The sequence below is a fragment of the Parasutterella sp. genome (genome assembly GCF_057870745.1).
Map to the genome: position 1 here is coordinate 110003 of NZ_DBMALT010000001.1, position 12422 is coordinate 122424.

The 12422-nt window shown below is 51.6% G+C and carries 11 protein-coding genes and 2 tRNA genes; 3 read left to right on the plus strand and 10 right to left on the minus strand.

Going from position 1 to position 12422, the window contains the following annotated elements:
* Positions 1–7 precede the first annotated feature (7 nt).
* From pheT to ACZND6_RS00655, 7 genes are all read right to left on the minus strand, one after another.
* Positions 8–2419 (minus strand): phenylalanine--tRNA ligase subunit beta, encoded by a 2412-nt coding sequence (gene pheT / locus ACZND6_RS00625; protein ID WP_300874330.1) that lies wholly within the window; start codon positions 2417–2419, stop codon positions 8–10.
* 17 nt (positions 2420–2436) lie between these two features.
* On the minus strand, positions 2437–3453 hold the full coding sequence (pheS, locus tag ACZND6_RS00630; protein ID WP_293737143.1) for a phenylalanine--tRNA ligase subunit alpha: 1017 nt from the start codon (positions 3451–3453) through the stop codon (positions 2437–2439).
* Positions 3454–3580: 127 nt separating this feature from the next.
* Entirely contained in the window at positions 3581–3937 is a 357-nt protein-coding gene (rplT, locus tag ACZND6_RS00635) for a 50S ribosomal protein L20 (protein ID WP_008811487.1), read from the minus strand.
* An 18-nt stretch (positions 3938–3955) separates the two neighbouring features.
* Positions 3956–4153: a 50S ribosomal protein L35 gene (gene rpmI / locus ACZND6_RS00640; RefSeq protein ID WP_008811486.1), complete on the minus strand. Its 198-nt coding sequence runs from the start codon at positions 4151–4153 to the stop codon at positions 3956–3958.
* Between the two features lie 139 nt (positions 4154–4292).
* Positions 4293–4826 carry a translation initiation factor IF-3 gene (gene infC / locus ACZND6_RS00645; protein WP_008811485.1) on the minus strand — a complete coding sequence of 178 codons (534 nt, stop codon included), beginning with the start codon at positions 4824–4826 and terminating at the stop codon, positions 4293–4295.
* 4 nt (positions 4827–4830) lie between these two features.
* Positions 4831–6756, minus strand: coding sequence for a threonine--tRNA ligase (thrS, locus tag ACZND6_RS00650; RefSeq protein ID WP_489524278.1), 1926 nt, complete (start codon positions 6754–6756; stop codon positions 4831–4833).
* A 165-nt stretch (positions 6757–6921) separates the two neighbouring features.
* On the minus strand, positions 6922–7212 hold the full coding sequence (locus ACZND6_RS00655) for a hypothetical protein (RefSeq protein ID WP_293737141.1): 291 nt from the start codon (positions 7210–7212) through the stop codon (positions 6922–6924).
* Between the two features lie 84 nt (positions 7213–7296).
* On the opposite strand from ACZND6_RS00655, the gene ACZND6_RS00660 reads away from it, so the two are divergent.
* From ACZND6_RS00660 to ACZND6_RS00670, 3 genes are read left to right on the plus strand one after another with little or no spacing between them, the layout of a single operon-like run.
* Positions 7297–8550 (plus strand): M20/M25/M40 family metallo-hydrolase, encoded by a 1254-nt coding sequence (locus ACZND6_RS00660; RefSeq protein ID WP_293737140.1) that lies wholly within the window; start codon positions 7297–7299, stop codon positions 8548–8550.
* Between the two features lie 22 nt (positions 8551–8572).
* On the plus strand, positions 8573–8995 hold the full coding sequence (locus ACZND6_RS00665) for an NfeD family protein (protein ID WP_293737163.1): 423 nt from the start codon (positions 8573–8575) through the stop codon (positions 8993–8995).
* Position 8996: 1 nt separating this feature from the next.
* A complete protein-coding gene (locus ACZND6_RS00670; protein WP_293737139.1) occupies positions 8997–9962 on the plus strand; it encodes an SPFH domain-containing protein in 966 nt (321 codons plus the stop codon).
* 48 nt (positions 9963–10010) lie between these two features.
* On the opposite strand, the gene ACZND6_RS00675 is transcribed toward ACZND6_RS00670, so the two are convergent.
* The 3 genes from ACZND6_RS00675 to ACZND6_RS00685 form a co-directional block, all read right to left on the minus strand.
* A tRNA-Val gene (locus ACZND6_RS00675) sits at positions 10011–10087 on the minus strand.
* Between the two features lie 54 nt (positions 10088–10141).
* A tRNA-Val gene (locus tag ACZND6_RS00680) sits at positions 10142–10218 on the minus strand.
* A 67-nt stretch (positions 10219–10285) separates the two neighbouring features.
* Positions 10286–12397, minus strand: coding sequence for a RelA/SpoT family protein (locus ACZND6_RS00685; RefSeq protein ID WP_293737138.1), 2112 nt, complete (start codon positions 12395–12397; stop codon positions 10286–10288).
* Between the last annotated feature and the right edge of the window lie 25 nt (positions 12398–12422).

Sequence of the window (12422 nt, forward strand, 5' to 3'; positions counted from 1 at the left end):
CTTCCCCTTAATCTCTCAAGACTGCACCCTCTTTACCGAGGGCTTCTACCACAGCCGCCACGGCCTCGTCAGCCTCTTCTTCAGAAAGCTGTGCGTCCGGGCGCTGAAGCAACATATTAAACGCAAGGCTCTTCTTCCCTACATTAGCACCATCCTGAGGTTTGTAAAGATCAAAGAGTTTAAAAGATGACAAACTCAGCAGGCGCGGATCTTTCTTTGCGGCCTTTCGCACGGCGTCCATCAGTTTCTGAACCGGCACGGCATCGTCAATGAAGACAGCGATATCGCGAGACATCGGCTGGAACTTAGACAAGCTGCGGTTAACCGGAACCCCGACATCCAAAAGGGCTTCTTCCTTGAGTTCGAAGGCAATCGGAGAATGCGGCAGCTCGTACTTATGAGCAAGCTTAGGATGCAGTTCGCCGATAAATCCAATCTCTTCACCGTCGAGATAAACGGTGGCAGCGCGTCCCGGATGGAGTGCCGGATGATTAGATTTTTCAAAGCGGAGGTTGCGGCCCGGAAGCAGCATCTCAACCGCACCCTTCAAGTCGAAGAAGTCAAAGTTTCTAGCCTTCTCTCCCCACTGAGCTGGGCGAGCTGAGCCGTATACCAGAGCGGCAAGATGCAGCGGCTGATACACGCCTTCAACGGCAGCGTCGGAGCCCTTAACGGAGGGATCACGTCTGAAGATACGGCCTAATTCAAACAAGGCTGCTCTGTCGGCTTTACGATTGAGGTTGTACTTAAGACGATCCACCAAGCCGGAGATCAGCTGTGTTCTCATGACAGCCATCTGGGAAGCGATCGGATTCAAAACTTTAATCGGATCCTTAACTTCGGCAAAGTCCGCTTCGGCTTCCTCACTGATGAAGGAATAGTTAATCAGTTCCTGGAACCCTAAACCGGCCATCTTCTTGCGAAGTTCGTGACGATCGAGTTTCGCTTCCGGACGTTCGAGCATGGCTACGCGAGCCAGCGGAGGAATTTCCGTCAGGTTCTGATAACCGTAGAGACGAGCGACTTCTTCAATCAAATCTTCTTCAATCTCGATGTCAAAACGATAGCTCGGAGCGTCTACTACGAAAGTGCGGCCTTCCTTCTTGAAAGAGAAGCCTAAACGAGTAAAGCACTCGGCCATTTTGTCGTCAGAGATATCGGCACCGATAACTTTTCTGCAGCGGTCTGCCCTCATGCGGACGGGTTCGCGAACCGGCAGCTCTTCGATTTCGTCGACAACCGGGCCGACCTTGGTTTCTGCGGTACCACAAATCTCAAGAATCAGACGAGTGATGTATTCGATGTGGTCCACATTGGACTGGAAATCCACACCGCGTTCAAATCTGTATGCAGCGTCCGTCGAGAAATTTAATTTTCTGCAGCGGCCCTGAATAGCTTTTGGCCACCAGAAAGCCGCTTCAATGAATACATTCTTCGTGTCCAGCGAAACAGCAGCATGATCGCCACCCATGATGCCAGCAATCGCTTCAATACGGTTGTTGTCACTGATCACGCCGAAATACGGATCGATATCGACGGTCTGACCGTTCAGCAATTCGGCCTTCTCGCCTCCTTTACCCCAGCGAACGGTCAGCGGCCCGTCAAGCTTATCGAGGTCAAAAATATGAGTCGGACGACCGAGTTCCAGCATCACGTAATTGGAGATGTCCACCAGCGCAGAAATCGAACGCTGTCCGGAACGCTCCAGACGGTCCTTCATCCACTGCGGAGTCAGGGCTTTGGCATTGACGCCGCAGATCACGCGGCCGGCAAAGCGTCCGCAAAGATCCGGAGCTTCATTGCGCACTTCGTGAACGCAGTCGCAGGTAGCCGGAACCGGAGAGAAATCCGGGAGGGAAAGCTCGGCACCGGTCAGCGCTCTCAAATCACGGCCGACACCGATCACGCTTAAAGCGTCACCGCGGTTCGGAGTTGCTTTGACTTCAATCTTCTTGTCATCGAAACGTTCGTAGACGCGAATGTCTTCACCGACAGGAGCGTCTTCCGGAAGAATCCACAGACCGGAATGATCTTCGCTGATGCCTAATTCCCTGCTGGAGCAAAGCATACCGTTGCTCTCGACACCGCGGAGTTTGGCTTTTTTAATCTTAAAGTCGCCCGGAAGCACAGCGCCGATGGTAGCGCACGGAACCTTGACTCCGGCTTTAACGTTCGGAGCACCGCAGACGATTTGCACAGGTTCCTCTTTACCGATATCCACCGTGCAGACATGCAGTTTGTCTGCATTCGGATGCTGTTCGCAGGTCAATACCTGAGCAACGACCACTCCGGTGAAGGCCGGCGCAATCGGTTCTGCGCCTTCGATTTCCAGGCCGCCCATCGTCAGGGTTTCGCACAGCTCATCGCTGCTGAGGGCAGGATTGATGTAATGGCGCAGCCACTCTTCTGAAAATAACATTTTTATCCTTTCGCCGATTAGTTGAACTGTTTGAGGAAGCGGAGATCGCCTTCGAAGAAAAGACGAAGGTCGTCGATTCCGTAGCGGAGCATGGTCAGTCTTTCGAGGCCGGAACCGAAAGCAAAACCGATGTAGCGTTCCGGGTCTAATCCGAAGTTTCTGACCACATTCGGATGGACTTCACCGGAGCCGCTGATTTCCAGCCATTTGCCCTTTCTCGGGCCGCTGGTGAACATCATGTCCACTTCAGCGCTCGGTTCAGTGAACGGGAAGTAGCTCGGACGGAAACGAACGATTAAGTCGTCCGTTTCAAAGAAATGCTTCAGGAAGTCAACGTATACGCCCTTCAAGTCGGCAAAACTGATGTTTTCGTCGATCCAAAGACCTTCGACCTGATGGAACATCGGAGAGTGCGTTGCGTCAGAGTCCACACGATAGGTTCTTCCGGGAGCGATAACTTTAATAGGCGGCTTATGCTGACGGGCATAGCGAACCTGCATCGGAGAGGTATGCGGTCTCAACGGAAGCTGCTTGCCGGTTTCATCCTTCATGTCAACGTAGAACGTATCCTGCATACTGCGGGCCGGATGATTAGGCGGATTATTCAGGGCTGTAAAGGTGTACCAGTCGTTTTCAACTTCAGGGCCGTCGGCAACATCAAAGCCGATGGTTTTAAAGATTTCTTCAACGCGCATCCAGGTTCTCATAACCGGATGAATACCGCCGTTGCCGAATGTGCGGCCCGGCAATGTGATATCGACCGATTCAGAGGTCAATTTACGGTTAAGTTCTTCGCGGGCCAAAGCTTCGCGTCGATTATTGAGCAGCGTTTCGACTTCACGTTTGGCTTTATTGATTTCGGCTCCGCGAGCGCGTTTTTCTTCGATGGACAGTTTTGCCATCCCCTTCAGCAATGCTGTCAAAGAACCGTTTTTGCCGAGATAGACAGCTTTCGCGTCTTCCAGGGCTGCCGGCGTTGCGGCCTGATCAAAAGCCTCTTTGGCAGATTGAATGATTAGACTGAGATCTTCCATATTGGGTCAGTTGGATTTTTAGTAACCTGAAAAAACAAAAGCCTGGCATATCAAACCAGGCTTTTGTAGGTATTTTAGCAGTTTCAAAGCACTGAAATCGGCTTGAAACCTGCGTGTCTGAAGCTAATTAAGCAAGGCTAGCTTTAGCTTTGGCAACAACAGCGGCGAAACCTTCTTTATCGAAGATGGCCATGTTGGACAGAACTTTACGGTCGAGTTCAATACCGGCTTTCTTGAGGCCGTTCATGAACTGGCTGTAGTTCATGCCGTTGGCACGAGCACCGGCATTGATACGAGCAATCCACAGACGGCGGAATACACGTTTCTTGTTGCGGCGATCGCGGTATGCGTACTGACCGGCACGCATAACTGCCTGCTTAGCGACACGATAAACATTATTGCGGCGAAGGGTAAAGCCCTTGGACAGCGCAAATACTTTCTTATGACGGGCACGAGCCGTTACACCACGTTTTACTCGGGGCATCTTATTCTCTCCTCTAAATTAAGCGTAAGGCATCATCGCGCGGATTTCTTTTTTATCCGACTCGCTGATGGTTAACATGCCGCGCAGGTGACGTTTGTTCTTCGTCGTGCGCTTGGTGAGAATATGACGCTTGGTAGCGTGTGCACGCTTGATGGAGCCGCCGGAGCGAACTTTAAAACGCTTGCTCGCAGCTTTTTTAGTTTTCATCTTGGGCATTTTGCCTAAGTTCCTTTTATTAGATGATTGCAGGCGCCCTCAGACACTGAGGATCTTGTTCAGCCTGGTTTCACTTATTTTCTGCCCGAAAGCAGGGTCGTAATAATACTCCAAAACAAATCATTAATTTGTAAGAATATTATTTCTTTTTCTTAGGAGCCAGAACCATAATCATCTGGCGGCCTTCAAGTTTAGGAAAGGATTCGACCTGAGCGATATCAGCCAAATCTTCCTTCACTTTATTCAGGAGATCTGTACCAAATTCCTGGTGAGCCATTTCACGGCCTCTGTAGCGCAGTGTGACCTTTGCTTTATTGCCGTCGGCTAAGAAACGAGTCAAAGCACGAAGTTTCGTGTCGTAGTCGTTCTTATCCGTCTGCGGACGGAACTTCACTTCCTTGACCTGGATGACCTTCTGCTTGGCCTTCTGTTCCTGTGCCTTCTTCTGCTCCTGATAGCGGAATTTACCGTAATCCATCAGACGGCAGACCGGAGGACGAGCGTTCGGCGCGACCTCCACTAAGTCAACATCTGCCTCTTCGGCCATGGCTAAAGCCTGAGAGGTCCTGACGATACCGATCATCTCGCCGTCAAGACCTGTCAAGCGAACTTCAGGGACGCGGATCTCGCCATTGATCCGGTGTGTACGTTCTTGAGCTATTTTCGTCTCCAATTAGTTATTCAATTTCGTTCACGTTGCGGCGTGTGGCCACATCTTCCTGAACGAGCTTAATAAAGTCTTCCACGCTCATGGCGCCAAGATCCTTGCCGCCGCGAACTCGAACCGCGACTTTACCTTCTGCCTTTTCCTTAGCTCCGACAACGAGGATGTAAGGAAGCTTCTGCAGGCTAAGTTCGCGAATCTTATATGTAATTTTGCCGTTTCGCAAATCTGCTTCGGCGCGAAGACCCGCCTTTTTGAGCATAGAAACAACTTCCTGAGCGTAATCGGCCTGATCGTCGGTAATGTTGGCAACGGCGACCTGTACCGGAGCGAGCCACGGAGGAAGCTGACCGGCATAGTGTTCGAGCAGCATGCCGATGAAGCGTTCCAAGCTGCCGACAATCGCGCGGTGAAGCATGACAGGAGTGGCTCTGCCGTTGCTTTCGGTCACATATTCGGCACCGAGACGAGACGGCATCTGGAAGTCAACCTGGATCGTACCGCATTGCCAGCCGCGGCCTAAGGAGTCACGCAGATGGTATTCGATCTTCGGACCGTAGAATGCGCCTTCACCCGGAAGGATGTCATATTTGATGCCGGAAGCATCCAAAGCATCCATCAGAGCTTTTTCTGCTTTGTCCCAAGTTGCATCATCGCCGATACGTTTTTCAGGACGTGTTGCAATCTTGTAAGAGATATCCGTAAAGCCGTAGTCGGCATAGACCTTCTGAACGAGCTTGGTGTAAGCGGTGCATTCGGAAAGAATCTGATCTTCGGTACAGAAGATATGTCCGTCGTCCTGAGTGAAGCCGCGGACGCGCATTAAACCGTGCAGAGAGCCGGACGGTTCATTTCTGTGGCAAGCGCCGAACTCACCGTAGCGGATCGGCAGATCGCGGTAAGAACGAACGGCGCTGTTGAAGATCTGAATGTGGCCCGGGCAGTTCATCGGTTTCAGAGCGTAGTAGCGGTTTTCCGACTCTGTCGTGAACATATTCTCTTTGTACTTAGACCAGTGCCCGGATTTTTCCCACAGAGAACGGTCTAACAGCTGAGGTGCCTTAACCTCCTGGTAACCGTTATCCTGGTAAACACGGCGCATGTATTGTTCGACCTGCTGCCAGAGTGCCCAGCCGCGTGCATGCCAGAAAATCAGGCCGGGAGCTTCTTCCTGGAAATGGAAGAGATCGAGTTCTTTGCCGAGGCGACGATGGTCGCGTTTTTCTGCTTCTTCCAGCATGTGGAGGTAAGCAGCCATATCGTCCTTCTTAGCCCAGGCGGTACCGTAGATTCGCTGCAGCATTTCGTTCTTGCTGTCACCTCTCCAGTAAGCGCCGGCAAGTTTCATCAGCTTGTGAACTTTCAGGCGACCGGTGCTAGGGACGTGAGGTCCGCGGCAAAGGTCGACATAGTCACCCTGACGGTACAGAGAAATGGTTTCACCGGCAGGGATAGAGCCGATGATTTCGGCCTTGTAGTGTTCGCCGATGGAGTTGAAATATTTAGCGGCCTCGTCGCGGTCCATCTCTTCACGAACAATCGGAAGATCGCGTTTAACGATCTCGTCCATCTTCTTTTCGATGAGCGGCAGATCTTCGTTGGTCAGATGTTTCGGCAGAGAGAAGTCATAGTAGAAACCGTTTTCAATCACCGGTCCGATGGTGATCTGGGCCTGCGGGTACAGTTCCTTGACTGCCTGAGCCATCAAGTGAGAGGTCGAATGACGAATGATCTCAAGGCCCTCAGGGTCTTTGTCAGTCACAATCGAAACCGTATTGTTTTCGGTAATCGGGTGAGACAGGTCCACGAGTTTGCCGTTAACTTTACCTGCCAAAGCAGCGCGAGCAAGGCCGGCGCCGATAGAGGCTGCAACGTCACCTACGGTAACCGGTGAATTGAATTCACGTTTGGAGCCGTCGGGCAGAGTTACTTCGATCATTAATCTTTCTCCAAAAATTCTTCAAATTATTCGATTGGTTCGAGCGCGGACGCAAAAAGGCCCGGCCGAACGTAAAAGATAGATTTTACCGTCTAACCGGAGCCTAATGCTTAGTCCCGCCTTACTTTTTCAGCTTATCAGCCTTCTGTTCATTGGCGTTTGAACTTATTTCTCGGGTTTATTCTTAAACGCTTTCCCGCTCAGGATGACGCCGAAAATCACAAGAACCGCAAGCCAAATGCATTGGCGAATAAACCAGTCGGTATTCACTGAGCCAATAACTTCGATCCAAAGAAGACCTTTAAGGATGAGATAGGTCGCCAAAATCCCGATGAAGGCTCCTATAACACAGGCCAACACCACCCCGAGAAAATTAGGGACCCTCTTCCGGAAAAAGAGACCGGACAGAATTCCGATGCAAAACGACAGAATCAGCGTCAAAAATGAAATTAGCACTTTCGCTCCTTATGCGATTTTCTTAATATGAATGTTGCAAGGATACCTATTCCAAATCTTCAATTACTACAAAAAGGTCCGAAAATGGAACACTTCTCTCCCAAGATTGTCAAAGCTGTAGAAACAGTCAAAACCAGCCCTTCCGTACAACGTGCTTTCGACTATGTGAAAGACCATCTCGAAGAAACGATTCGTGATCAGAAAGAACTCGTACTGATCGAAGCTCCGACCGGTCACGAAAAAGTCAAGGCCGAACGCTACCTCACCATGCTCCGCGAAGCCGGGTTAGATGACATCTACATGGACGAACACTTTAACGTCATCGGCAAACTACATGGGACCGGCAACACCGGCTGCAGTGTTTTACTCGAAGGCCATTTAGACACCGTGTTTTCTTTCGGAGACGTTAAAGGTATCGAGACGGATGCCGAAGGACGTATCCACTGCCCTGGCATTTGCGACGATACGCGCGCCATCGCCGCCAACCTCGCTGTTCTGAGAGCTTTTAAAGCGGCAAATCTTCGACCCGTTCACGATATCTACTTCTGCGGTACGGTCTGCGAAGAAGGTCTCGGAGGCATGAAAGGCATGGCCTGGACGCTTGACCAGCTCAAAGACAAAACCAAACTGCTGGCCACAATTTCTATTGACGGCGCGACGGCAGAAATTTTTTACGCCAACGCCACCGGCATGATCGACCTTGAGGTCACGATTGAAGGCCCGGGCGGTCACGCGTGGACAGCGTGCGAACGCGTCAGCGCCATTCATGCCGCAGGCTTGGCCATAGCGGAAATCGCCAAGATCGTTCCGCCGAAAGATCCTAAGACAACCTTGACCGTCAGTTTGATCGAAGGCGGTCAGGCAATTCACGCCATCGCCCAGAAGGCAGTCTTCAAGATTAATGCCCGTTCAAACTCTCAGGCTGCACTGAATGAAGTAGAAGAACAAATCTATCAAGCCATCCGCCGCGGCGTTGAAATCGAACAAAAGAAAGAAGGCAGCGAAGGAGAACTCAGTCTTTCGATCGAAAAGACGCTGGACGTCCCGGCCGGAACTCAGCCGGATGATGCGCCGATTATTCAGCTTGCCAAACTGGCCACTCAGGCGGTCGGCAGAAATTACAAATTCCTGCCCGGCGGCTGCACCAATACCAACATGTCCATTGAGCGCGGCATCCCTGCCGTGACACTCGGACGCGGCGGCGAAGAATACGGAACCCATACGCTTAAAGAATGGTTCAACCCGAAAGGCGTCTATGCCTGCGAACAGAAGTCCATTCTGATGCTGTCCGTACTCGCCGGATTAGACGGTGTTATTGCACCTCTGGACAAAGCCTAAAGGAGCGCATGAAGTGTTTTCTATGATTTATTTGTGGCTGATCGGAGCCGTCGTATTAGCCGGCGCCGACATTCTTCTCGGCACGATCTACCTGCTCATTATTGCTGCAGCCGCATTGGCCGCCTTTATCTTTGCCGTGATCGGAGCAGGAATACTGTTTCAGCTGCTCGCGTTTGCCGTCTTTGCCATTGCCGGCTGTGTTTATCTGTCCTATCGGAAAAGGAAAAACTCCGTAAGCACGGATGCCGACCATTTACAGCACATCAACGACGGACACTCCGTAGAGGTCAAGGAATGGAAAGAAAACGGCAAAGCTCGAGTTTTCTATCGCGGAACCGTCTGGGATGCAAAACCGGAAAAAGGTTCCCCGATGGTTCCCGGCCTTTGGGAGATCGTCGGGATGAGCGGAAATACTTTAATTATCAAACTCAAACAGGAGAAATAATATGGAAGCAATCGGAGGGTTCGCCGTATTCATCATGGTGCTGGCAGTTTTTGCCGTCATCTTCATTGCCAAATCGGTTCGCGTCGTTCCTCAGCAGGAAGCCTGGGTCGTCGAACGATTCGGAAAATTTCACACCGTGCTTCAGCCAGGCCTGAATTTCATCATTCCGATTATCGACCGCGTTGCCTATCGCCAGACGCTCAAAGAAATTCCGATGGACACATCGAGCCAAATCTGCATTACCAAAGACAACACTCAGCTGCAGGTGGACGGTGTCCTCTACTTCCAGGTCACAAATCCGGAACTTGCCAGCTACGGGACATCCGACTTCGTGATGGCCATTACACAGCTTGCGCAGACTTCTCTCAGAAGCGTTATCGGTACGATGTCGCTCGATAAAACATTTGAAGAACGTGAAGAGATTAACGCCAGAGTCGTCCAGGCCGTGGACGAAGCCGCCCAGACTTGGGGCGTGAAAGTCCTGCGTTATGAAATTAAAGATTTGACACCGCCGAAAGAGATTCTGCGCGCGATGCAGCTGCAGATTACGGCAGAACGCGAAAAACGCGCTGTCATCGCCACCTCGGAAGGCCAGAAGCAAAAAGAAATCAATATCGCAGAAGGCGAAAGAGCGGCTATGATCGCCCAGTCCGAAGGCGAGAAGCAAGCTGCCATTAACAAGGCCGAAGGTGAAGCTCGCGCGATTGAAGCCGTCGCCAAAGCACAGGCAGAAGCCATTCGTGCCGTTGCTCAGGCTATCAGCGAACCGCAGGGCATGCAGGCGGTGAACCTTCAGGTCGCAGAAAAGTATGTGGAAGCTTTCGGAAAAATTGCTAAGGAAGGCAATACGCTGCTTCTTCCGGCTAACCTCGCCGACATGGGCTCGATGGTCGCTTCAGCGATGACGATCATCCGCGAGCAAAACGGCAAGCCAACCACTGCACCCGCCGTCCCCAAGGCCGAATAATCCGCAAAGACGAAAATGCCCGGGAGCTTACGCTACCGGGCGAAATCTTGGTAGGCACAATTGGACTCGAACCAACGACCCCCACCATGTCAAGGTGATGCTCTAACCAGCTGAGCTATGTGCCTAAAATTGTCGTCTCTTAAAGCGAGACAGCTTCTTCAAACCAGAACAAGAAGTTTTGGTAGGCACGATTGGACTCGAACCAACGACCCCCACCATGTCAAGGTGATGCTCTAACCAGCTGAGCTACGTGCCTGAAGAAGTCGAAACTATACAGTCATTTTTTTAGTTGTGCAAGTCGAACGCAAGGCTGTTGCAAACTCTTACGTTCTTCTTGCTGAAAACACGCCTTTAACCTCGCGAATCGCGGCCAAAGTACGATTCAAATCGTCCTTACCGTGGATTTCGATCGTGAATGTCATGTGCACGTCGCCTTTCACGCGAACAGTCTGCATCGCAGAAATACTCTGTTTTTCCCGAGAAAGGATTTCAGAGATATCTTTGAGCAGGCCCATTCGGTCAGCTGCGATCACCAAAATCTGGACCGGGAAAACGGAAGATTCGTCCTGCGTCCAGGAGACCTCAATCAGACGATCCCTGCCTTCTTCGTCCAAAGAACGAATGTTCGGGCAGTCGGCGCGGTGAACCGTTACGCCGCGTCCGCGGGTCACGAAACCGACGATCTCATCAGGCGGCACCGGATGACAGCAGCGAGCCAGCTGAGTCAGCAGTGAGTCAACGCCCACCACCAGAATCTTGCCTTTGTCGTGCTCTGTGGTTTTCTTCGGAGCCGCTGTTTCCAGCTTTTCCTCTTCCTGCGGGTTCTTCTGCGGACGAGGCGCTAAAACGTTTTCGATCGCTTTCTGACCGAGTTCGTCTTTTCCAGCAGCCAAACACAGATCATCAACAGTGTTGAAGCCTAAACGCTTAGCCAAATCCTCAAGCTTAACAGCGGTTTTACCCAAGCGTGCCAAGTCCTTGTCGACTTTTTCTCGGCCTGCTGTGAGCGCCTGCTCCATTTCCTGAGCATTGAACCACTGACGAACCTTCGTACGGGATCTCGGGGAAGCTGTAAAGCCTAAGTCCGGGTTTAGCCAGTCTCGGCTCGGAGCACCGACCTTGGCCGCAATAATCTCAACCGTTTGGCCGCTCTGAAGTTTGGTATTCAGCGGAACCATCACACCGTCAACCTTGGCGCCGCGGCAGCGGTGGCCGAGTTCGGTATGCAGAAGGTAGGCGAAGTCGATCGGCGTACTGCCGGCAGGAAGATCAAGAACTTTGCCCTGCGGCGTCAGAACGTAGATATGTTCGTCTTTAGCAGCTTCCGGCGTCGGAGCAGCCTGAACGTCACTCTTCCAAGCCAGCATCTGGCGCAGCCAAGCCACACGATCTTCTTCGTGTTCGCCGGCCTTGCGTTTGGAGCCTTCTTTGTAGCGCCAGTGTGCGGCCACACCGAGTTCTGCGAACTCGTGCATCGCGCGGGTTCGGATCTGGATCTCGAGCGGTTTACCTCTGGAGCCGACAATCACGGTGTGCAAAGACTGATAACCGTTAGGTTTCGGTTTTGCAATGTAATCGTCGAATTCTTTAGAAAGAACTTCGAAAGATTCCTGGATTAGCGAAAGCGTCTCGTAGCACTTTTCTACTGAATCCACGATGATGCGGATCGCTCGCACGTCAAAGAGCTGTTCGAACTTTAAATTCTTTTTGCACATCTTCCTCCAGATGGAATAGATGTGTTTCGGACGCCCGGAGACAGACGCCTGAATTCCGCGGGAGGCCAGTAATGCCTGAATTCTGCGTACTGCTTCCTGAATAGAAGCCACACGCTCCTCACGGGTTTCTTCAAGATTATTGGCGATCGTGTGAAAAACTTCCGGTTCGGTAAAGCGCAGAGACAGATCTTCAAGCTCCCACTTCATCTGCCAAATACCCAAACGGTTGGCAAGCGGAGCGTAAAGCGCCAAAGTCTCGGCACCGTATTCTTTTGCACCTGGAGCTTTGGTCGCTGCGAAATAGCGCAGCGTCTGAAGACGCGAAGCCAAGCGAAGCAATACCACGCGGAGATCGGTACACAGAGCAAGCAGCAGACGGCGTACGGCGTCGGGCTGCTGACTGATGCGTGCCTCTCCCTCGCGCGAGCGGGCCTTCTCGCTCACGTCAATAACGACTTTGAGATTTGCGACGAGTTCGCAGACTTGTTTTCCGAAGTGTTTGGTCAGCCATTCTTTCGGATTTTTGAGTTGGTTCCAAACACAAAAAAGATAGGCTGCTGCCAGGAGGTCATCGTCATCGCGAATGCCGCGAAGGATATCCACGACGCCCTCGGCATGAGCCATTACGGACTCGCCTGTGAAAAGCTTCTGACCCTCGTAAAGAGGCTCAATGATTCGACGGACATCAGCCAAATTAAGAGTCGGAGCAGATTCTTCCATTCTTTTACCACTAAACAAAAGAAGG

What these genes read in the sequence shown, in the direction of transcription:
- ACZND6_RS00670 (WP_293737139.1), top strand. Translation starts at nt 8,997, where the DNA reads ATGGAAGCAATCGGAGGGTTCGCCGTATTCATCATGGTGCTGGCAGTT.
- ACZND6_RS00665 (WP_293737163.1), top strand. Translation starts at nt 8,573, where the DNA reads ATGATTTATTTGTGGCTGATCGGAGCCGTCGTATTAGCCGGCGCCGAC.
- ACZND6_RS00660 (WP_293737140.1), top strand. Translation starts at nt 7,297, where the DNA reads ATGGAACACTTCTCTCCCAAGATTGTCAAAGCTGTAGAAACAGTCAAA.
- ACZND6_RS00685 (WP_293737138.1), bottom strand. Translation starts at nt 12,397, where the DNA reads ATGGAAGAATCTGCTCCGACTCTTAATTTGGCTGATGTCCGTCGAATC.
- rpmI (WP_008811486.1), bottom strand. Translation starts at nt 4,153, where the DNA reads ATGCCCAAGATGAAAACTAAAAAAGCTGCGAGCAAGCGTTTTAAAGTT.
- pheS (WP_293737143.1), bottom strand. Translation starts at nt 3,453, where the DNA reads ATGGAAGATCTCAGTCTAATCATTCAATCTGCCAAAGAGGCTTTTGAT.
- pheT (WP_300874330.1), bottom strand. Translation starts at nt 2,419, where the DNA reads ATGTTATTTTCAGAAGAGTGGCTGCGCCATTACATCAATCCTGCCCTC.
- rplT (WP_008811487.1), bottom strand. Translation starts at nt 3,937, where the DNA reads ATGCCCCGAGTAAAACGTGGTGTAACGGCTCGTGCCCGTCATAAGAAA.
- thrS (WP_489524278.1), bottom strand. Translation starts at nt 6,756, where the DNA reads ATGATCGAAGTAACTCTGCCCGACGGCTCCAAACGTGAATTCAATTCA.